Raw genomic sequence first — 20775 nt, 5'->3', positions numbered from 1 at the left:
AACTAATTAACATATGAAAAAACGACTACTCACGACACTTTTGGGTATCCTTTTTATTGCGGCAAGTGCGCTTGCGCAGGAAAAAGTAATTACCGGAAAGGTTATTTCGGCTGAAGACGGCCTTCCCCTCCCCGGCGCTTCGGTGATTGTTAAAGGAACCACCCAGGGTGGGTCGACCACCGCCAGCGGCACGTATTCCGTAAGGGCGTCTGCGGGCCAGGTACTGGTTTTCAAGTTCCTGGGAATGGTGACCGAAGAAAGGACCGTAGGCACCGCTTCTGTGATCGACGTGGTGCTGAAATCGGATTCCAAAACTCTTAACGAAGTAGTGGTAACGGCGTTGGGAAATACAGTTCAGCAGCGTGCCCTGGGTACCTCGCAGCAAACCGTAAAAGGAGCTGCAATTGCCGAGACACAGCGCGAGAATTTTATCAACGCATTACAGGGCAGGATCGCCGGTGTTGAAGTGACCAATACTTCGGGTGTACCGGGCGCATCTTCGTCCATTACCATTCGCGGGGTAAGCTCCATCAGCGGAAGCAACCAACCGTTATTTATCGTTGACGGTTTACCCGTTGACAATAAAACGCTGAGTAACTCGGTTTTCTTTTCCGAGATCAGCTCGACCACCTCGCAGGCTAACCGCAGCACGGATTACACCAACCGGGCGGCAGATATTAACCCCGAGGACATCGAAACCCTCGTGGTGTTAAAAGGCCCTGAAGCGGCAGCGCTTTACGGGATCGACGCAGCGAACGGCGCGATCGTGATTACCACCAAAAGAGGTAAAGCAGGAGCCGGCTCGGTAGAATACAGCAACAGCTTCCGCCTTGAAAAAACCAGGGCACAACCGGAGATCCAGCAGGTATACGGCCTGGGGGCGAGCGGTGCGCCATTCAGCACTTCTACCTCATTTAGCTATTTCGGCCCTGCCTATCCGCAGGGCACCAAGTTTTACGATAATATCAGCGAGTTTTTCCAGACCGCGATGACCCAGAAACACAACCTCTCTATGAGTGGCGGCAGCGACAAGGTAACTTATCGCGTAGCTACCTCTTATACCGGCCAGAACGGGGTGGTTCCCAATTCAATTTACGACAGGATAAATCTTACCGGCGCCAGCCAGGCAACAGTAAACTCCTGGTTAAAAACGGACCTTTCCCTGGCGTATACCTATTCCAACAACGTGCAGCCTTCAAAGGGCACTAACGGGCCGCTCATCGGTTTGCTTTTATGGCCGCAAACAGACGATGCCACCAACTATCTTACCCCGGGCGGCCTTCGCAGGCAGGTTACTACCGGTACCGCCGCGGCGGAGATCGACAACCCTTATTTTAACATCAACAAGAACAAGATCGGTGCAAAAACAAACCGCCTGATCTCTAACCTCGGTTTAACCATCACGCCGTTTAAATGGGGGTATTTAAAGTCGAACATCGGTGTAGATACGTACACCAACCAGAACCTGCAGGTGCGTCACCCACAGAGTTCTGCCGGCTTTACCTTTAAAGGGATCCTGGATATCGCGAACGACGTTACGCGGAACATCAACATCCAGAACCTGTTAAATATCAATAAACAATCGCTGGGTGAAAACTTCGCCATCAACGGAACGCTGGGTAACTCTATCCAGGACCTGAAATCGAACGTTGATGCCACTTATGGCGAAAGCTTCCTTGACCCGGACTTCATTTCGGTAAACAATACCAATATCAGGAACGCCCGGAGCACCATCTCACAGAGAAGGCTGATGAGCGTGTTCGGAACCGCTACCGTATCATTCAAAGATTATTTATACATCACCGCTACCGGCAGGAATGACTGGACCTCCACCATTCCCGAAGACCGCAACTCCTTCTTTTACCCGTCTGTTTCGGGAAGTTTCGTGTTTACCGATGCGTTTAAAGGTCTCCCGGCATTCCTGTCGTCGGGTAAGATCAGGGCCGCATACGCGGAAGTAGGGCGCGATGCGCGTCCTTATGCGTATGTGCCCTCGCTCGAGTTTAAAGCAACCGTTGGCGGCGGTTACGGCTACGGGTTTACCGGGCCTAACCTGAACCTGAAACCGGAGTTCGCCAAGTCGTACGAATTCGGAACCGAGCTTTCATTCCTTAACGACCGCCTGGGTGTTGACGTGACCGTATACCGGAAAGAAACAACCGACCAGATCGTAAACGACATCCGCGGAAGCTACTCTACCGGTTACATCCTGTTTAACCTGAACGGTGCTTCTACGCGTAACCAGGGTATCGAGATTTCGCTTAAAGGATCACCGGTAAAGAAACAGAGCTTTAACTGGGATTTCCTGGTGAACTTCGAATCCGCCAAAGGCAAAGTGCTGGCGCTGCCAAATGCGCTGCCCGAGTCGTATGTTTCTGACACCTGGCTGTACGGTAACGTAAGAAACGGTAACACGGTTGGAAAATCTACCCGCTCGCTCACCGGTTTATATTACCTGCGCAATAACCAGGGACAGATCCTGATCAGCCCGTCTACCGGCTTACCCCTGCGCTCTACCGTGTTCTTTGATGCCGGGTATGACCGCCAGCCCGATTTCTCCATGGGTATTACCAACACGTTCCGTTACAAAGATTTCTCCATGTCATTCCTGATCGATACCCGTAAAGGCGGCGATGTATTGAATGCTACCGAACAGTACCTGGCCACCAAGGGCCTGAGCATGGGTACGCTCGACCGTATGGAGCCACGCATTATCGACGGCGTTTTCCAGGACGGTAAAGAAAATACCGCTAACCCAACCCGCAACAACATCGCGGTGACGCCATTCTACAGCAATGGGTACTACACCGGGATCAGCGAAGAGCTGTACATCGAGAAAGATATCAACTGGATCCGTTTAAAAGACGTAACGCTGAACTACCGGTTACCGGCAAAATTGCTTAGCCGCCAGAACTTCGTAAAAAATGCCAGCGTATTTGTAACCGGTACAGACTTGTTTTTAATCACAAACTATACCGGTCTCGACCCGGTAGTTAACGGTAACACGGCCGCGGTGGGTGGTTCCGGCGCTGCCGGTATCGACTTCGGTAACTTCCCGATGCCTATCGGGTTGAACTTCGGAATTAGAATAGGCCTTTAAAAAGAACGATCATGAAAAAATTATATATACTGTTAATTGCAAGCGGGCTTGTTCTAAGCTCGGGTTGTAAAAAATACCTCGACGTAAACACGAATCCGAACGCACCTGAAAAGGTAGCAGCCAACCTTTACCTGGCGCCAATGCTGCATTGGATGGTAACAGCGCCGCTTTACGAGGGACGTTTCGTGGGCCGCTACACCCAGAACTGGAAATTGGTGGGGGCCACCGTTATTAACAATTGGGAAAAGATGGGTTACGATCCCGCTTCAGACAACGCCGCCGAGATCTGGCGCGACGTATATTGGAGCCTTGGCCAGAACCTGGTTGACATGACCAACAAAGCCGAGGCCGAGCAACGCTGGGACCTCCTTGGCGTGGCCCAGATCCTGAAAGCATGGGGCTGGCAGAGCCTCACCGACCTTCATGGCGAGATTACCATTAAAGAAGCCATCGACCCTTCAAAAACTTCCTTCAGCTACGACTCACAGGAGTTTGCTTACCAGGAAGTTCAGCGGTTGCTGGGCCTGGCCATCGCCAACCTGCAAAAAACCGAGGGTAACAGCAACACCGCTTACCTTGCCGTAGGCGATAAGATCTATAACGGCGACAGGACCAAGTGGATTAAATATGCATACGCCCTGCTGGCAGTTAACCTGAGCCACTACAGCAATAAGCCCACATTATATAAACCGGCCGATGTGATCGCCGCTGTTGATAAATCGTTTGCCAGCAATGCCGATGATGCGCTGCTTACGTACACCAACACCGCGAATGATGATACCAACTTTTTCGGTCCCCGTCGCGGCAACCTGGTTACCTCTACCACCAGCTACAGGCAGACACAGTTTATTGTTAACCTGATGAACGGTACGGCGTTTAATAACGTGGTCGACCCGCGCATGTCCAGGATGCTGGCCCCTTCTTCTGACGGCACGTACAATGGTACCGACATCAACGTGCTAAACTTCGGCGCACTCGCCGCCGCGAAACAGCCCTATAACCTGCACGGTTATGCAGGTGCGGTTTCAGCCGGCGTACCTACCCGGTATATCTTTGATGACAAGTCGAAGATCCCGGCCATCACCTATTCACAGCTCCAGTTCATTAAGGCTGAAGCGGCTTTCAGGATGAACGACAAGACTACCGCGCTTACCGCTTATAAGAACGGGATCTCCTCGCACATCGATTTTGTGAATGCACGTAACTCTGACAACGGCCAGCTGCCTTCGCAGATCAGTGCGGCGGAGAAAACAGCGTTCCTTTCCGACGTCAATATCGTACCGACCGATCCCGCCCAGCTTACCCTTACCCACATCATGTGCCAGAAATACATCGCCCTGTGGGCATGGGGACATATGGAAACCTGGATGGATATGCGCAGGTTCCATTACACCGATGCCGACCCTGCAACCACTAAATCTGTATACGTTGGTTTTGCACTGCCTACCACCTTGTATGATGATAACGGCGGAAAACCGGTACAGCGGCTGCGCCCAAGGTACAACTCCGAATATGTTTGGAACCGTGCGAACCTCGACCTGATCGGTGCGTTAGCGATTGATTATCATATCAAGCCGTTGTGGATCCTTCAACCTTAAACTTTAAACCGATGAAAAGAAACTATTTATATATACTAGCCATGGTTTTCGTAACAGGATTCAGCGCCTGCGAAAAAAACAGTATCCAGGTGATTGACGGCCGTGAAATCGGTGCACAGATCAAGTTCTTCAATTTTGGTATCAATGCACCTTCTGTGAATTTTTACGCCAATACTACTAAGGTAACGGCAACCGTTTCGGCCACCGGGGCAGAGGCAACCACCGGGGTAAGTTATGGATCGGTAGGCCCTGCAAGCACTTATGCAAGCCTGGTTGCCGGCACTTACGCGTTTAAAGGCCAGATTGCGGCCGCCACAGATAAAGACCTGGCGATCTCTAATACCAGCAGCGCCATCGAAAAAGGAAAGTTTTACTCGCTGTACCTCTGCGGCTTTTACAACGCCACCGCTAAAACCAGCGACGCCTTTATCGTGGAAGATAAAATTCCCGCGCAGGATACCTCTTCCGCTTATGTGCGGTTAGTGAACACCATTCCTAACGGGACCGGAGCGTTGAACTTCACTATTAAAAACACCGTTGGCGGCGCCGAGCCTACCATCGCTACCGGGATCGCTTATAAAGCAGCCTCAGAGTTCGTAAAGGTTCCGCAGGGTGTGTATGATCTGAATATCAGGTATACTGCCACCCCGACAGCTATCGTGTTTACCCGCACCGCCGTATCCTTTGTAAAAGGAAGGGTTTATACCATTACCACCCGCGGCGACATGACGGTCTCGGCTACCGGCACCGCCACCAACCGGCCGTTTATGGATAATACGGCTAATAACTAGTCAGGTGAGTAATCCTTAAAAAGCCGCCCTTAACCGGGGCGGTTTTTTATTATCGCATAATAGTAACGCGCCCCGTAAGCGGTGGGCAACTGCTTAGTTTGATGAGGTAATAATAGGTTCCCACGGGAAGCGGCTTGCCGTTTAATGTGCCGTTAAAGGGAGTGGCGTAGCCTTTAGACGAAAATACCTGTTCCCCGTACCGGTTAAAAAGCTTAAAGGACCCGGAGGGATAGAACTGCACCCCGGTAATGTTCCAGGTATCGTTAATGCCGTCGCCATTAGGCGTAAAATTATTGGGGACCTTAATACCCGCGCCGTCATTACCCGTTAACCGGATCTCGCCGGAGGATGCCGTACAATCATATGTATCGGTAACTGTGAGGAAATAGGCGCCGGGGGGCGAAGGAGGCAGGTCGGCGGCAGTGCCGATCGTGGCGCCGGCCTCGTTTTTCCAGGCATAACTGTAAGGCGTGCCGCCGCCGGAAACCCGGATGCCGCGAAGACTCACATTGCCCTCGCAACTTACTTCTTTAACGATATTGGCGAGGCTGATATCCAGCGCCCCGGCTTGCGGAACGGTGAACTTCCCGGCAACGTTTTCGCAGCCGTTCATGTTACCGCATACCAAGGTATATTCGCCTGCGGCGACGTCTTTAAGGTCTCTGCCCGTACCCACTTGCGCGCCCGCACTGTTAAGCCATTTGTATGAAAGCGGCGTATCACTTTTAAATGCGGTGATCACCACCTGCCCGTTATTTTTGAAGCAGCTTGCCGGGACAATGTTCGTCCCGCTTATTTCATAACTGATGACCTTTTGGTCTATCACGAAGCGCTGTGTTTCGAGCAGGCAGCCGCCGGGCTGGCCGGCCCGCAGGTAATAAGTTCCTGCAGGCGCGTTTTCCAGCGCCAGGCTGGTGGCCACTATCTCGTTTAGTGCGTTTCGCCATTCGAATTGAGTGGCCCCGGTTGCCGTGATGTTCCGTATGAACCCGGTGCTGCCGTTGCAGTAGGCCGGGCCGATCTGCGCGGAGCTTACCACGAATGTCGGCTTGGAGAAAGCGCTGGTCGACCCGTTGACGGTGCCGGTAGCCAGCAAACTGCCCGTTAACGCGCCCGTGTACGACCACCTGCCGGCCGCATCCGCCGTTGCGGTGGCTATATAGGTTTTACCCTCGCAATTTGGGCAGTTGTCGTCATAAAAAAGTTCGATAAGGGCGCCCGGCTGATAAGTGCCGCTGGCCCCTGTTGCGGTGATCCTGTCAAGCGTAACCAGCGGGGGCACCGTCAACGCGCGGTTAAAAACGATCGCGTCTTTTTTATTGCAAAAGATGCTGTTCAGCGTGATCGTTACCCTGGATACATCCAGTTCGAGGTAAATGGCGTAGTCGTTGTTGGTGATCACATTTTTGTCGGCCGGCAGCGGTCCGCCGATAACCCCCGTCGGGCAATTGAGCACCTGGATACCATACAGCTTGTTGCCAAGCGGCTCATTTTCTGAAGGACCGGTGCCGATATGGTTTCGCTGCACCCGGAAGGGTTTGCTCACGTTCTGCAGCAGGATGCCTTTCTCCTGTACGCCTACCGTGTTTTTTACGATATTGAAGGTTGCCGCGCCCGACACGAAAATGCCGGTGGCCTTATCAACAGGATAGGTGCGGGTGCCGTCCCGGCTTACGCCCACCAGGTTGTTTTCGACCAGGTTAATGCCCGTAAACCCCCCGCAGCCGATCCCGATCACCGTATTGCCGCATACTATGTTCCCCTCCCGGGGATCAGCGCCGCCGATGACTACGTTTTCCAGCCAGGAAAGATCGATCCCCGATTGGTTCGGCGATGCTGCGGCCCCATCGGCGGTTACGCCCACATAATTAGCGGCGATTTTGATATTGGCTCCCGTGTCGCCAAAATCCTCCGATGAGTAAATACCGACCCCGTTATTGATGAATACGTTTTCGCCGCCTGGTTTGCCAATAACCACTTCGTAGGCATTTTTTAGACAGATGCCGCCAAACCTGGTCGGTCCCGACTTGAAATTCTGGAAGATCATTCCATAGATCTCAACGTTGCGGCAGCCGTTTAAGAACAATCCGTGGAAAAAATCCGTGCTGCTTCTCACCAGCGAGATCCTGGCGTTCGGGCCCGGATTAAGCACGCCGGGCTGTGTAGTACCATCGATCACTACTTTAGCGCTTACGGCCGGCAGCGCCGAAAGCAGGAAGATCACCCAGTCAGGCGGCGCTCCGGGCAGGTTAAAGCTCACCAGGTCCCAGTCGGCGCTGCCATTGGCCGCCGCCTGCGTAAGTGCGGCGCGAAGGGAACCCGGGCCGCTGTCGTTAGCGGTGGTAACGGGTATGGTTTCGCTATGCGCACGCTGGCACAACAAGGTCAGCACCAGCATACATATGGTTCGGAGATGTGCCACTTCGTTTCGAAAGTACGATTTCTGTTTGTCATTGTGGTCGGATGGCGGGGCATTGCACCATTCATCTCCTGCCATCAACCGTTCATCGGAAAACGCTTAGAAAAAAACGTATCGCATTGCACCTTCGTTTTGTCAAACCGATTGCGATATGAAAACTTACCTGACCCTGCTGCTATTGCTCATTTGCGGAACCTGCTCCCTGGCCCAGGACACCCGGATCACCGGGACGATAAAAACCGCTAAAGGGGTTGCCATTCCCAATGCCAGCATCGCGGTAAAGAATACATTCGACGGAGCTTCGTCAGACAGTACCGGCCGTTTCTCTTTTAACACCAGCGAGAAGGGAAAGCAGGTGATCACGTTTTCCGCCATCGGGTTCGGCGCCGACAGCCTGCAGGCCGACCTCGCCGGCGGAACGCATGAGCTGAAACTGGTACTGGACGAAAAGCTGACCGAGCTGGACGTGGTAAGCATCACCGCCGGTACTTTCGAGGCGGGCGACAACAAAAAGAACGTTGTGCTCAACTCGCTCGATGTAGCTACCACCGCCGGCGCTACCGCCGACATCTTCGCGGCGCTGCAAACGCTTCCGGGCACGCAGACATCGTTCTCCGAAAACGGCTTATTTGTTCGGGGTGGCGCTGCGGCGGAAACCAAGACTTTTTTCGACGGCATGCTGGTAAAATCGCCGTTTAACACGCAGGTACCTGACCAGGCTTCCCGCGGGCGTTTTTCGCCGTTCCTGTTCAAAGGCACCTCGTTCTCCGCCGGAGCATACTCCGCACAATACGGGCAGGCGCTATCCTCGGCGCTGGTGCTCGAAAGCAAGGACCTGGCCGAGAAAACCACCACCGGGGTTTCCCTGCTTTCGGCCGGCCTGGGGCTCGACCATACGCAGCGCTTTAAGAACAGCTCCCTCGCCGCAGAAACCTTCTACTACAACCTGAGACCCGCATTTACCATTATTAAACAAAAAACCGATTGGGACAAAATGCCCGAGCAATACGGCGGTACACTTAATTATAAACTCAATACCTCCGAAACGGGCATGTTTAAAGCATTCGCGCAGCTAAGCCGCTCCGTGCTGAGCCTGTACACTTCCAACCTGGATGATCCGGCCGCAAAGAAGTATTTCGACAACGATAACAAAAATGTGTACCTCAATTCAACTTACCAGGAATACCTGGGCAGCAAATGGAAGTTACAGGGGGGCGTAGCTTACAGCAGCAACCACGATGAAGGACTGCAATCGGCAGAGAACTACACCCGCACCGATCGAAACCTGCAGGGCCGGGTTACAGTTACCAACTATACCGGCAGCTTATCTACCATTAAAGCAGGCGTTGAAACCATGTATACCGGTCGTAATGAGGGCCTTGGCGGCCGGTCGCACAAGTACCACGATCAGCTTAGCGCCGCATTCGCGGAAACGGACCTCTTTTTTACCCCGAAGCTGGTGGCCCGTTTGGGTTTGCGCACCGAGTACTCGTCGTATATGCAGCTGTTCAACCTGGCGCCGCGTACTTCCCTGGGTTATAAAACCGGGGCTCACAGCCAGGTATCCGTAGCCTATGGCCGGTTCTACCAGAACCCGGAGGATGATTACCTGATCCTGCAGCCGCTGGATTTCGAGCAAGCCGACCATTACCTGGCCAACTACCAATACATGGGCAACGGGCGGATCTTCCGCGCGGAAGCTTACTATAAAAACTACGACCGGCTGGTAAAAACCGGTAGCACCCTACCCGAAAATACCGGCGACGGCTACGCCAAAGGCATCGACCTGTTCTGGAGAGACAAAAAAACGTTAAAGAACTCGGACTATTGGATCTCTTATTCGTTTCTCGATACCAGGCGTAATTTCAGGGACTACCCTATAAGCGCCACGCCGCCGTTCGCGGCTAAGCACACCATGAGCGTGGTGTACAAAAAGTTTATCGATAAGCTGCAAACACAGCTAAGCACTACGTACACCTTCGCCTCCGGTCGTACTTACGTGAACCCAAACAATGCGGCCTACCTGGCCGATAAAACAAGGGCTTTTAATAACCTGAGCCTTACCGCGAGCTACCTCACCCATATTCTACGCCAATTTACGGTAGTGTATGTGGCGGCAAACAATGTCCCCGGCTTCAGGAATGTGTACGGTTACCAATATTCTGCCAACGGGCAAATGCGCAAAGCGATAGGCCCTCCCGCCCGGCGCGACCTGTTCATCGGGCTGCTGATGACCCTCGGCGACAATACGTTCGTGCGGTAACGTAGGCAAACAACAGCGTTAGAAACCATAAATCCAGTAATATGAAAACGTTAAAATTCACCTTTACCTTGTTAATGATCACCATGGCTGCCACTGTTTTCGCGCAGGGCGGGAAGTATGAAACCGCCATGCAAAAAGCGCTGGCCTCGCTGGATTCGGCAGAAACGTCGGCCGGCTTTATCGGCACTGCCAACCAGTTCGAGCGGATCTCGGCGGTGGCCGCCAAAGAATGGCTGCCGGCCTATTATGCCGCTTACAGTAACCTGCTGGCCGGCCTGGTTACCGCCGATAACAGGCAAAAGGACCAGTTGCTCGACAAAGCGCTGCTGGAAATCGGGCAGGCGGAAACCCTCTCGCCCGATAACAGCGAGATCTGGACGGTGAAAGGCTACGTCCAGTTTATGAAAATGAGCATCGACCCCATGAGCCGCATGGCGCTGATGAGCGCTGCCAATACCTCGCTCGAAAAAGCGAAAACGCTCGATCCTGCCAACCCGCGTCCATGGTTTGTGCAGGGCCAGAATACCTTTTACACACCCGAAGCATTTGGCGGCGGCAAAAAGGCGGCAAAAACGATGCTCGAGAACGCCGGCGCTAAGTATGCGGCTGTTAAAACCACCGCTGCGCTGATGCCTGCCTGGGGCGAAAAGCGTTGTCTTACCCTGCTGTCCCAGTGTAAATAACCGGTTCATTTATGCGCGCCGCAGCGCCCGATGCCGCACAGTAACTGTTCGGATGCGAACAGTTACTGCGGCTTGTTTTTTACCCGATAGGCGTTTAAGCGCTGTAAAGGCCATTTTTATCCCGGTGGCACTCCTTTGGCATAAGGGTATGAAACCAACAGTGATGAAAATCGAACAACAACATACTTCCCTGCAGCAGATGGTAGAAGGGTGCCAGCGGGGCGACAGGAAACAACAGGAACAACTCTACCGCGCTTTTGCATCGCCCATGTTCGGCATTTGCCTCCGTTACGGCAGGAACCGCGAAGATGCCGAAGATATTCTCCAGAACGGCTTTATCCGTGTATTCGAAAAGATCGGCAGCTTTCGTAACGAAGGTTCGCTGGAGGGATGGATCAAAAGGATCATGGTACACACAGGCATTGAATGCTACCGTAAGAACCGGCGCACGGAACTGGTAGAAGATATTTCTGAAATGAGTACCCTGCTGCCCCAGGCAGATAACGGCGCCGCCCTGGAGGTAAAAGAAATGATCGGCCTCATCAGCCGCTTACCCGGAAATTACCGGACGGTATTTAACCTCTACGCCATTGATGGTTACTCGCATCGCGAAATTGCCGGCATCACCGGGATGACCGAGCTCGCTTCGCGTACCAGCCTTTGCCGGGCGCGCGAGATCCTGCGTCAATCCATCACCGGGAGGGAAGTAAGAATAAGCAAACTTGCAGCAGCCTGCTAGGCAAGGAACGGGTTGCTTGCTGAAGCCGCGTAACCCCTGTCAGGCTAAGCCTGTAACCCTATTTAAGCTTCACCCCCGTTCTCCCCATGGTGTACCCGTCTGAATATAGTACGATGGTGTACGTACCTTTCTGGAACTTAGCGGGGTTGGTCCAATCCACTTCATATAGCTTGCCCTCGTTGCCGAACTCGATAGCCGTTTTGTAGGTATACTGCATATCCTCGTTATCAGCAGTGAACATGCTGCTGTTATCGGCAATGATGAGGTTACCGCTTGGATCGATAATGCGTATAAAAATATCGTGCATGCCTTTGGAGGCGATGGTATTGTCGGAGATATTAAAGCTTATCCGCAGTTTTTTTGCGTTGCCGGCTTTCGAAACGTCATCGTCCTTGCCATTGTTTTTTACGCGCATCGGGGTAACCGAAATGGTGCGCACCTTTAAGGCGGCGGCCTCTTTTACCTTCGAATTTAATTCTTCATTCTGTTTGGCAAGCTCATCGGCCTGCGCGCTCACGTCATTCACGGTATTCTTGAGACTGTCTCGCTCAACCGTGAGGGCCGAGTTCTGCTTTCGCAATTCCCCGATGTCTGAGGTATACTTGGTCACGAAATAACGGAGCTGTTTTACGTCTGTTTGCGCTTGTTCCAGCTGGCCCATGGTAAGTTTGTTCTTACGGAGCTGTTCGCGCAGCGAAGCGATCTTGAGGCGGGCGAGCTCCTGCTCGTTCTGCATGTCGCTGGTAAGCTTAATATTGGTACTGTTGGCATTGTCGAGCTCGGCCTCTATCTTATCGATCTCGGTTTCCATGCGCGTTTTTTCATCGCGCAGCTGGTCGTTCAGGTTTACTACCCGGTCGTTGGTTTTCTTTTCACGGTAGTATAAATACGCATTAGTGCCAAGGAGCGCGATAATTACGATAACCAGGAAGTATATGGCGTTCGAATCTTTTATCCGGGGCTGCTGTTCACGTGGTTTGTTTTCTTCCATGTAATCTCTTATTTGGATAACTGACAGGGGCCGGCTTTCTGCTTTGGGCTTCCAGCACTAACATAAATAACTGCCCGAAAATGTATTTATTGTCATTATAAAGTAAGGCAAATATAAAATTTCTGCCGAACTGTCGTTATAACACCAGCATCATCATTAAAGTTTACTGTTATCTTTGCCCGTCTTCCTAAAAAGCGTTTTCATGTGTACATCATTTTCCTGCAAGTTTACATTTACCGCGGTTTTCTTGTTTCTAGCTGTGCGATTAGCCGCTCAAACTGCAGATTATAGTCCCAAACGCGAGTTCCGGGGAGTATGGGTGGCCACGGTGGGAAACATCGACTGGCCTTCTAAGCAGGCGCTTACCACCGAGCAGCAAAAGAATGAGCTTACCGCGATTTTCGACGACCAGCAGCGCACCGGCATGAACGTGATCGTTTTCCAGGTCCGTCCCGCTGCCGACGCCTTCTACGCAAAAGGCCGCGAACCATGGAGCCGTTACCTTACTGGAAAGCCGGGAAAAGCCCCCGATCCGTTTTACGACCCGCTCGAATTTGCTATTACCGAAGCCCATAAACGCGGCATGGAACTGCACGCGTGGTTTAACCCTTACCGCGCAACGGTCGACCTGCTGCCCACGCATACTTCTGCGGATCACATCACCCAAACACGTCCAGGCTGGTTTTTTACGTACGATGGGAGGAAACAATTTAACCCCGGGATCCCGCAGGTGCGCGACTACATCGTGCAGGTGATCTTGGATGTATTGCGTAACTACGATGTAGACGGCATCCATTTCGACGACTATTTTTATCCTTACAAGGACCGCTATAATACCCCAATCCCGGATAAAGTAACGTTCGAGGCTTTCGGAAAGGGCTTTTCGGATATCCGCGACTGGCGCCGGCAAAATGTCGATACGCTCATTCACGTGCTTTCCGATAGCATCAGGGCCACTAAGCCTTTCGTTAAGTTTGGCATCAGCCCGTTCGGCATCTGGAAAAATTATGGACAGGACACCCTCGGTTCCAAAAGCGCCGGCGGCTCTTCTTACCTGGAACAATTCGCCGATTCGCGCAAATGGGTCGCCAAAGGCTGGGTGGACTACATTACGCCGCAACTTTACTGGACATTCGGTTATCGCCCCGCGCCCTTCGAGAACCTGCTCGAATGGTGGAGCAACAATACCTACAACCGTCACCTTTATATCGGCCAGGGCGCTTACCGGGCGGCCGAGCTAAGGTACGGCTGGAACGATAGGAAAACCATCCCCAACCAGCTGCGCGCGCTGAGGCGGAACCCCCGCGTACAGGGGAGCGTGTTTTTCAGCTCTAAATCGGTGATCAACAATCTCGGGGGCGTGCGCGATTCGCTGCGCTTCGACTTTTATAAGTTCCAGGCCCTGGTACCGCCCATGCTTTGGATAGACCCGGTGCCGCCTAACGCGCCGGGTGTGCTGGTAAGCAGCGTGGCCGCCCGCAGGATCACCCTCAACTGGAACGTGCCGCTAAAAGCTGCCGATGGCGAAACGGCTTATGGCTACGTGGTCTACCGGTTTAATGAAGGCGAAGAGGTAAACTTTCAGAACCCGCGTAACATTCTCAGGGTATCGTACGATGGAAGCACTACTTCGTATACCGACGAGTCTGTGCGCCCCGAGGTTCGCTATGTGTATGCGGTTACCGCATTAGACAGGCTGAAGAACGAAAGCATGCCCACCAACCTCGTCGTAGCCGAAATAGGAAAACGGAAAGAATGATTTAACGGATACTTATGATCAACTACAACCCGAAAGAATGGTTCACTTTTATTTTCCGGATCCATAAAGCCGATACGTTCCGTAAGCTTGCCCCGTTACTCGCGGCAGTGGCGGTTTACTCGGGTTGTATCGCATACCTGGAGATCAATATCTTCCAGCTTGGCAATGAAAGTAAGCTGAAAAACATCAACCTGGTGCATACCATCCTAAGCTTCGTTATCTCTACACTGCTGGTTTTTCGCACCAATACCGCTTATGACAGGTGGTGGGAAGCGCGCCGGCAGCTCGGCAGCCTCGTAAACACTTCCAGGAACCTGGCGATCAAGATCAGCTCGCTGGTGAAAAGCCCCGTGGAGCGGGCGTTTTTCAGCAATACCATCCCCCTGTTTGCCATGGTGCTGAAACATCACTTGCGGAATGAACAGTTCCCCGGTATGGCATTGCCGGTGCCCCTCAACCCGTCCCATCACCTGCCCAACCAGGTCGCGCTGCACATTACTGAGCGGATATATAAGCTGCATCAGGACGGCGTACTAACTGCGGAGCAACTGATCATGATCAACCCCGACGTTACCGCCCTTACCGATATCTGCGGCGCCTGCGAACGCATCCGGAACACGCCCATCCCTTTTTCCTACAGCGTGTTCATCAAGAAATTCATCTTCTTTTTCGTGATGACGCTGCCGTTCGGCTGGTCGTTTACCCTTGGATATCTCGTTATCCCGTTGGTGGCTTTCGTGCTCTATGTGCTGGCCAGCCTGGAGCTCATCGCCGAAGAGATCGAAGACCCGTTCGGCTATGATGCCAACGACCTGCCGGTAGACCAGATCTGTTCGAACATTCAAAAACATGTGGGAGAGCTGCTGGGGTAAGACTACACCCTCATGTGATCCGGCTCCCAATTTTTAACCGCCCTTTTGATCTCCCGGGATGACAAACCCGTTTCGGCCGCTAATTTGACCAGGGCCACCAACTCCTCATCCGCGGCAAACCGTAGGGCGGCGATCTGGCCGAAGCTGAGCTTGCTCTCCAGCGGCTCGAACCGTTCGTGCATAAGCTGGTAATAGCGCAGCCGCATTTCCAGCCTGACGATGCGATTTTGGTTGCCCAGCGCATAATGCTGCCGCACCATAAAAGACAACCAGCCGATCATCACCAGCGTTACCGTGATCGCCCAGAATTCAGGGGCACGTTCGGGATCCTTTATCGCGTGGTGAATGGTACAGCCGATAAAAAAGACCAGCAGCGGGTAAAACACGAAATGGTGCGCCGCATAGTATTTGGCATGGTTGCCGTAATTCTGCACTTTCATAGCATTCAATTTTACCGAAAGTACTACTTTAGTCTGCACATTTTATTTTTATGAGGACCTGTTTAAGAGCCATTCCTGCATTGTTGATCGCCTTCGTCTTTTCGGGGCAGCTGCACGCCGCCACCGTCGATACCGTAAAAACCTTTAGCGCCGCCATGAATAAGGAGATCAAGGCGGTAGTGATCACTCCAGACAGCTATAAAAAGAAAGAAAGCAAAGACATACGATACCCCGTAGTTTACCTGCTGCATGGCGCGGGCGGGCACCAGGACGACTGGATAAAAAAAGTGCCCGAGCTTAAAGAAATGGCCGACCGGTATAACCTGTTGATCGTTTGCCCCGACGGTAATGTAACCAGCTGGTATTTCGACAGCCCGGTGGACCCCGCCTGGAAATATGAAACTTATGTGGCTGCAGAGCTGGTAAAATGGACCGACGAGCATTACCGTACCATTGCCGATCGTAAAGGACGCGCGATTACCGGCCTGAGCATGGGCGGACATGGCGGCATGTATCTTTCCTTTAGGCACCAGGACGTTTACGGCGCAGGCGGAAGTATGAGCGGCGGCGTTGATTTCCGTCCGTTCCCCAAAAACTGGGACATTGCCAAAAGACTCGGTGCTTACGCCGATGTTCCCGAACGCTGGGACGAGAACACGGCCGTAAACCTCATCGGCCTCCTTAAACCCGGTTCGCTTTCGCTGATCATCGACTGCGGTACAGACGACTTCTTTTTCAAGGTAAACAACGAGTTTCATGCCAAGCTGCTGGAAAATAAGATCCAGCATGATTATATCGTCCGCCCCGGCGGCCACACATGGGAATACTGGCGCAATGCGGTAGATTACCAATTGTTATTTATGTCGCACTATTTTAAAAGCAAAAACTAAACAGAATGAAACCATCATATGCCATTACCAAACGAACCGGGACGAATAAATCTGGTGGCATATGATAGCTTCATAACCGTTAAAAAACAAATTATTCAAATGAAAATCAACAAATATTATTCCCTGGCCCTGCTGCTGCTTGCGGGATGCGCGGCGCAAAAGCCCTCTTCCCTGGTAAAAAACGCGGATGTGGAGCGGATCATCCGCACGCTGAGCGCCGACGATATGCAGGGCCGCGGCACTTTTACACCCGGTATCGATAAAGCTGCGAAATTTATCGAAAGCGAGTTCGCTAAGATCGGTCTCCAGCCGCTCCAGGGCGAAAGCGGGTTTCGGCAGGTGATCCCGGATATGTACATGATCAAACCAACGTTGGTAGAAGCTACCGTGGATGGCAACGCCATTAACCCCGATAACATTTGGGTGATCACAGACCAGCCGGGCCTCAACTGGAATACAAACCCCGAAGTACAGGTTGAATACATTAAAGCGGGTGAGGACTTCTCCAAGCGGTACACGGATATCCTGAAGATCGCGAAGCCGACCATCGTGTACGTCGACGATTCGCAGGCTGCAACCATGAAACAACGCCGCTCTAGGTCGGCCGGCCGTGCACGCATGACACCTGAGCCCGGTAAACAGCCACCCGTCGTGCTCATCGCCGGGGTGAAGGAAGGAAAATCCTTTCGTGTTAACTTTGCCAATAAAACCGAAAAGCTTCCATTGTTTAACGTAGCGGGCATGCTGCCAGGAAAATCCAAAGAAAAGGAACTGGTGGTTTTCTCCGGTCATTATGACCACCTGGGTATCCGCCCTGCGGTAAACGGCGACTCTATCGCCAATGGAGCCGACGACGACGCATCAGGCGTAACTGCCATGATCTCGCTCGCGAAATATTATAAAAAACTGAATAATAACGAGCGCACCCTCATCTTCGTGGCCTTTACCGGCGAAGAAGTAGGCGGGTATGGCGCCCGTTATTTTTCTAACCGGCTGAACCCGGATGACGTGGTAGCTATGTTCAATATCGAAATGATCGGGAAGGATTCGAAATTCGGGCCGAATACCGCGTTTATTACCGGCTATGATCGGTCAGACTTCGGCCAGATCCTGCAAAAGAACCTGGAAGGTACGGGTTTTAAGTTCCACCCGGACCCGTATCCCGAACAGAACCTGTTTTACCGCAGCGATAACGCCACACTGGCCGCCCTCGGTGTACCGGCACATACTATTTCCACCGATAAGATCGATATCGATAAATTCTACCATACAGTAGACGATGAATACGAGACCCTCGACGTGAAAAACATCGTGGCCACCATCCAGGCCATCGCGTTAAGCTCCCGCACTATCGTAGCCGGAACAGATACACCCAAGCGGATCCCGAAACTGGAACCGAGGAAACGGTAACCTGTTAGTTATTCCGACAAAAAAGTTACAGCGACAGATTCCCTTCGATCGAATCATCCAGCGTCTTCCCCATCACCATTCCCACGGCCATTTTGAGGAACGCAACCGCTTTGCCGTGCTTATTATCCCAATAGTAACCCTGGCTGGGCTCTACCCGGATAACGGAGATGCGGGGATCGTCTTTTCCTTCGGTGAACCAGGTTTTAACCATGGGGGTCCATAGTTCTTCGATCTTGCTTTTATCATCGGTGATCTCGGCAATGCCGTACACATTAAGAAAACCGGCATGGGGGCTTTCCTGGAAAAGCAGCTGCACGAACGGGTCCTGGCCGATCTCCTGGTTATGAACGCTGTCTTTGGCGCTCAGGAACCATAAATTGCCCTCGTCGTCTACTTTTTGTACCGACATCGGTCTTACCGAAAAAGGGAGGCCGGTTTTGATGTTGGTGCAGAAAAAACAGGTGTCTGTTTTAGCCACCGTGTCCTTGATCTTCTTAATTGCTTCGGCGCCTTCGAGGCCTTCGAAATTGTCTTCCGGTTGATTTTTATTGATACTGTCCATGTTTTTATAGATATGTAAGTGCCATTAAACTACAATGCCCGGTGAAATTTGTTTGTGATAGGCCCGATGGGTATCTTAGGGAGATGAATACGCACGGCCACGGAAACTGTAAGAACTGCAATTCGTTATTGGGGGGCAATTACTGCCAGAATTGCGGACAAGCGGCTCATATTCACCGGTATACCATGAGGCATGTGCTGCATGAAGTGTTCCATTCCGTTACCCATACCGATCGCAGCGCGCTTACATTTTTATGGCAGATCTTAATGCGTCCCGGCGAAGTAGCCCGTGATCTTTTCGCCGGAAAACGGCAGCGTTATTTCAACCTGTTCACTTTCTTCGTGCTGTGCACCGCGATCTTTACGTTGTCTGTAGGTTTTTCTCATTATTACGAGATACTGAACACATCGCCTATGCATTGGGGCGACAAAAATCCCTGGAAGGTGCAGCAGCAACTTGCCTATGAGCTCATGACTTCGCACGGCAAAATGCTCGTATTCTCTTTTTTGCCCATCAATTCGCTGTTTACGTGGTTGTTTTTTCGCCGCAGCAAGCTCAATTTTGCCGAGCACCTCGTTTACAACACGGTCGTTTTTTCGCCCTATGTGCTGTTTATCGCGGTGGCTACGCTGCTGGTGCTGGCAGATCATCACCTGGCGGGCGCGATTAATAGCGCCATACAATTATTTCTCCTGGTATATACTTCTATCGGGAACCGACAACTGTTTCATAACAACTGGTTCCTTACCATTACAAAGACGCTTATTATACGGTTCCTTTCGTTGTTGCTGATCTGGACAGGCGCCATTATGATCGTGATGTGGGGGTATGTTTAAAACTGCGTACCAGCAGCGCCACCACCATCAGCGCCAGGATTCCCGCCCAGATACAGGCGATCTTAGCCACTTCGGGGAAATCCGCCCGCCGGGCATAACCGATGCCCGTTAACGCCCAGGAAATTACCGCGGGATAAATGAAGTTCTTAAAATTGGCCCCTATTACCCCACCAAGTACGGCCGCTACCGCGATGAGCGCCGTAACCCAGGTAGAAGCGGCAAGCCCAAACCCGCTCCATCCCACCGAAACCAGCAGTACCGTGATATTTGCGATGACCGCTACCGAGATCCACCCGAAAAACAAACTGAAAGGAACCAGCAGCCAGCGGCTCGCCCCGCCGTTCACCGATGCGTTTGCCAGCAAAAACTGTCGCAAACCCAACAGCAGCGTAGCAACAATAATGACCACGCTCAGCGCCATGCAGCCTTGCGTAAAAACCACGATCCATGCGGAGCCCAACACATTTACCAGCAGCAGCGGTACCCCGAGCGAATCAAAATAGGCTACTTCGCGATTGGCCCGGCGCAACTGCACGATCCCATAAATAATAAACGACAGGTAAATAATGCCCCAGATGGCAAAAACATAACCTGCGGGCGTAAACAGGTCGTGATAGCTGCGGCTCACTTCCGCGATGCTTACCGCACCAGGCAGCTTGTCGTAAATATAATTAAAGGCGACATTCAGTAATATCACCACCAGCACGGCCTGGCGGAGTAGGGTTGATTGGCTACGGGTCATCGTTCCCTAACATAGCTTTTTTTAAGCAAATTCCGGCATTTGGTACGCTCCCTGGTCAGGATCTGTAAAACCGCTTCATGGTGAAATGGGTAGAATAATTTAATCTCAATTTAAATACACCATCCACCTAGGGAATGTTAAGTAATTTTAAAACTAATGCATTGCATATATTCAGGTTAATTTCTCCATTTATACCATAAATATTCATAATGCGCTGATTGTCAATAGAAACAGATTAGTTTAATTTGTTCAATGCAGATTCATGTCGGAGAGCGGATTTACCAGGTGTTTAAAGAGAAAGGATGGACCATCGATTTCTTTGCCAAACGCGTGCACATGACCAAACGCAACGCACAATACCTGTTTAAGCGCGACGATATAAGCATCGACCAGCTGACCAAGATCTCGAAAGCAATGGACTACGATTTTGTACAGCTCTTCCTTCTTGACGACAAGCAAAAGTCCCTTGCCGAGGATCCGTCCTCCGTATATACCCGTCCGCGTAAAGAGCTGATGACCGTTTCTTTAAGCCTTACGTTCGATCAGGACCAATCCGGTAAGCTGCCCGAGATGCTAAAGCGGGTCCGCATGGCGGCCGAGCAGCTCGGTTTCCAGCTAAACTAACCCAGCTTTCACTTTTTTCAAAAAAATTTCGGGTATCCAAAAAAGACCGTACATTT

The 20775-nt window shown here is 52.0% G+C and carries 17 protein-coding genes; 12 read left to right on the top strand and 5 right to left on the bottom strand.

Annotated elements, in window-relative coordinates:
• The first annotated feature begins 13 nt into the window (after positions 1–13).
• The 3 genes from GS398_RS04720 to GS398_RS04710 are packed head-to-tail and all read left to right on the top strand — an operon-like array spanning position 14 to position 5489.
• Positions 14–3100: a SusC/RagA family TonB-linked outer membrane protein gene (locus tag GS398_RS04720; protein WP_160905552.1), complete on the top strand. Its 3087-nt coding sequence runs from the start codon at positions 14–16 to the stop codon at positions 3098–3100.
• A gap of 11 nt (positions 3101–3111) precedes the next feature.
• Positions 3112–4698: a RagB/SusD family nutrient uptake outer membrane protein gene (locus GS398_RS04715; protein ID WP_160905551.1), complete on the top strand. Its 1587-nt coding sequence runs from the start codon at positions 3112–3114 to the stop codon at positions 4696–4698.
• Positions 4699–4709: 11 nt separating this feature from the next.
• Positions 4710–5489 carry a DUF4397 domain-containing protein gene (locus tag GS398_RS04710; protein WP_160905550.1) on the top strand — a complete coding sequence of 260 codons (780 nt, stop codon included), beginning with the start codon at positions 4710–4712 and terminating at the stop codon, positions 5487–5489.
• Positions 5490–5538: 49 nt separating this feature from the next.
• Here the strand turns inward: GS398_RS04710 and GS398_RS04705 are convergent, their stop codons facing one another.
• On the bottom strand, positions 5539–7986 hold the full coding sequence (locus GS398_RS04705) for a T9SS type B sorting domain-containing protein (protein ID WP_160905549.1): 2448 nt from the start codon (positions 7984–7986) through the stop codon (positions 5539–5541).
• Between the two features lie 73 nt (positions 7987–8059).
• On the opposite strand from GS398_RS04705, the gene GS398_RS04700 reads away from it, so the two are divergent.
• The 3 genes from GS398_RS04700 (at position 8060) to GS398_RS04690 (ending at position 11593) form a co-directional block, all read left to right on the top strand.
• Positions 8060–10171, top strand: coding sequence for a TonB-dependent receptor (locus GS398_RS04700; RefSeq protein ID WP_160905548.1), 2112 nt, complete (start codon positions 8060–8062; stop codon positions 10169–10171).
• Between the two features lie 41 nt (positions 10172–10212).
• A complete protein-coding gene (locus GS398_RS04695) occupies positions 10213–10854 on the top strand; it encodes a hypothetical protein (protein ID WP_160905547.1) in 642 nt (213 codons plus the stop codon).
• A 163-nt stretch (positions 10855–11017) separates the two neighbouring features.
• The gene (locus GS398_RS04690) at positions 11018–11593 is read left to right on the top strand and encodes an RNA polymerase sigma factor (RefSeq protein ID WP_160905546.1); all 576 of its coding nucleotides are present in this window, start codon (positions 11018–11020) and stop codon (positions 11591–11593) included.
• 58 nt (positions 11594–11651) lie between these two features.
• On the opposite strand, the gene GS398_RS04685 is transcribed toward GS398_RS04690, so the two are convergent.
• On the bottom strand, positions 11652–12584 hold the full coding sequence (locus tag GS398_RS04685; protein WP_160905545.1) for a DUF8428 domain-containing protein: 933 nt from the start codon (positions 12582–12584) through the stop codon (positions 11652–11654).
• Positions 12585–12843: 259 nt separating this feature from the next.
• On the opposite strand from GS398_RS04685, the gene GS398_RS04680 reads away from it, so the two are divergent.
• Positions 12844–14343, top strand: a complete 1500-nt coding sequence (locus GS398_RS04680) for a glycoside hydrolase family 10-like protein (RefSeq protein ID WP_369410223.1) — start codon at positions 12844–12846, stop codon at positions 14341–14343.
• Positions 14344–14357: 14 nt separating this feature from the next.
• Positions 14358–15215: a bestrophin family protein gene (locus GS398_RS04675; RefSeq protein WP_160905543.1), complete on the top strand. Its 858-nt coding sequence runs from the start codon at positions 14358–14360 to the stop codon at positions 15213–15215.
• 2 nt (positions 15216–15217) lie between these two features.
• On the opposite strand, the gene GS398_RS04670 is transcribed toward GS398_RS04675, so the two are convergent.
• The gene (locus GS398_RS04670) at positions 15218–15694 is read right to left on the bottom strand and encodes a DUF6526 family protein (protein WP_369410222.1); all 477 of its coding nucleotides are present in this window, start codon (positions 15692–15694) and stop codon (positions 15218–15220) included.
• A gap of 11 nt (positions 15695–15705) precedes the next feature.
• Here GS398_RS04670 and GS398_RS04665 point away from each other — a divergent pair, with 11 nt between their 5' ends.
• The gene (locus GS398_RS04665; protein WP_160905542.1) at positions 15706–16545 is read left to right on the top strand and encodes an alpha/beta hydrolase; all 840 of its coding nucleotides are present in this window, start codon (positions 15706–15708) and stop codon (positions 16543–16545) included.
• A 99-nt stretch (positions 16546–16644) separates the two neighbouring features.
• Entirely contained in the window at positions 16645–17955 is a 1311-nt protein-coding gene (locus GS398_RS04660; protein WP_160905541.1) for a M20/M25/M40 family metallo-hydrolase, read from the top strand.
• A 25-nt stretch (positions 17956–17980) separates the two neighbouring features.
• On the opposite strand, the gene GS398_RS04655 is transcribed toward GS398_RS04660, so the two are convergent.
• Positions 17981–18517 (bottom strand): pyridoxamine 5'-phosphate oxidase family protein, encoded by a 537-nt coding sequence (locus tag GS398_RS04655; RefSeq protein WP_160905540.1) that lies wholly within the window; start codon positions 18515–18517, stop codon positions 17981–17983.
• 83 nt (positions 18518–18600) lie between these two features.
• Here GS398_RS04655 and GS398_RS04650 point away from each other — a divergent pair, with 83 nt between their 5' ends.
• A complete protein-coding gene (locus GS398_RS04650) occupies positions 18601–19353 on the top strand; it encodes a DUF3667 domain-containing protein (RefSeq protein WP_160905539.1) in 753 nt (250 codons plus the stop codon).
• On the opposite strand, the gene GS398_RS04645 is transcribed toward GS398_RS04650, so the two are convergent.
• Complete coding sequence (locus GS398_RS04645; RefSeq protein ID WP_160905538.1) at positions 19325–20095, bottom strand: TspO-related membrane protein; 771 nt, start codon at positions 20093–20095, stop codon at positions 19325–19327. The genes GS398_RS04650 and GS398_RS04645 overlap by 29 nt on opposite strands.
• Positions 20096–20347: 252 nt before the next feature.
• Between GS398_RS04645 and GS398_RS04640 the strand changes: the two genes are divergently transcribed.
• Entirely contained in the window at positions 20348–20719 is a 372-nt protein-coding gene (locus GS398_RS04640) for a helix-turn-helix domain-containing protein (RefSeq protein ID WP_160905537.1), read from the top strand.
• Positions 20720–20775 lie beyond the last annotated feature (56 nt).

The sequence above is a fragment of the Hufsiella ginkgonis genome, assembly GCF_009834915.1.
Lineage (GTDB): Bacteria > Bacteroidota > Bacteroidia > Sphingobacteriales > Sphingobacteriaceae > Hufsiella > Hufsiella ginkgonis.
The sequence above is the reverse complement of the archived record's forward strand: the minus strand, read 5'-3'. Positions and strand labels throughout refer to the sequence as shown.

Excerpts from the sequence above, each read along its gene's own strand:
- GS398_RS04720 (WP_160905552.1), top strand. The coding sequence starts at position 14 with ATGAAAAAACGACTACTCACGACACTTTTGGGTATCCTTTTTATTGCG.
- GS398_RS04715 (WP_160905551.1), top strand. The coding sequence starts at position 3,112 with ATGAAAAAATTATATATACTGTTAATTGCAAGCGGGCTTGTTCTAAGC.
- GS398_RS04710 (WP_160905550.1), top strand. The coding sequence starts at position 4,710 with ATGAAAAGAAACTATTTATATATACTAGCCATGGTTTTCGTAACAGGA.
- GS398_RS04705 (WP_160905549.1), bottom strand. The coding sequence starts at position 7,986 with ATGGCAGGAGATGAATGGTGCAATGCCCCGCCATCCGACCACAATGAC.
- GS398_RS04700 (WP_160905548.1), top strand. The coding sequence starts at position 8,060 with ATGAAAACTTACCTGACCCTGCTGCTATTGCTCATTTGCGGAACCTGC.
- GS398_RS04695 (WP_160905547.1), top strand. The coding sequence starts at position 10,213 with ATGAAAACGTTAAAATTCACCTTTACCTTGTTAATGATCACCATGGCT.
- GS398_RS04690 (WP_160905546.1), top strand. The coding sequence starts at position 11,018 with ATGAAAATCGAACAACAACATACTTCCCTGCAGCAGATGGTAGAAGGG.
- GS398_RS04685 (WP_160905545.1), bottom strand. The coding sequence starts at position 12,584 with ATGGAAGAAAACAAACCACGTGAACAGCAGCCCCGGATAAAAGATTCG.
- GS398_RS04675 (WP_160905543.1), top strand. The coding sequence starts at position 14,358 with ATGATCAACTACAACCCGAAAGAATGGTTCACTTTTATTTTCCGGATC.
- GS398_RS04665 (WP_160905542.1), top strand. The coding sequence starts at position 15,706 with ATGAGGACCTGTTTAAGAGCCATTCCTGCATTGTTGATCGCCTTCGTC.
- GS398_RS04660 (WP_160905541.1), top strand. The coding sequence starts at position 16,645 with ATGAAAATCAACAAATATTATTCCCTGGCCCTGCTGCTGCTTGCGGGA.
- GS398_RS04655 (WP_160905540.1), bottom strand. The coding sequence starts at position 18,517 with ATGGACAGTATCAATAAAAATCAACCGGAAGACAATTTCGAAGGCCTC.
- GS398_RS04650 (WP_160905539.1), top strand. The coding sequence starts at position 18,601 with ATGAATACGCACGGCCACGGAAACTGTAAGAACTGCAATTCGTTATTG.
- GS398_RS04645 (WP_160905538.1), bottom strand. The coding sequence starts at position 20,095 with ATGACCCGTAGCCAATCAACCCTACTCCGCCAGGCCGTGCTGGTGGTG.
- GS398_RS04640 (WP_160905537.1), top strand. The coding sequence starts at position 20,348 with ATGCAGATTCATGTCGGAGAGCGGATTTACCAGGTGTTTAAAGAGAAA.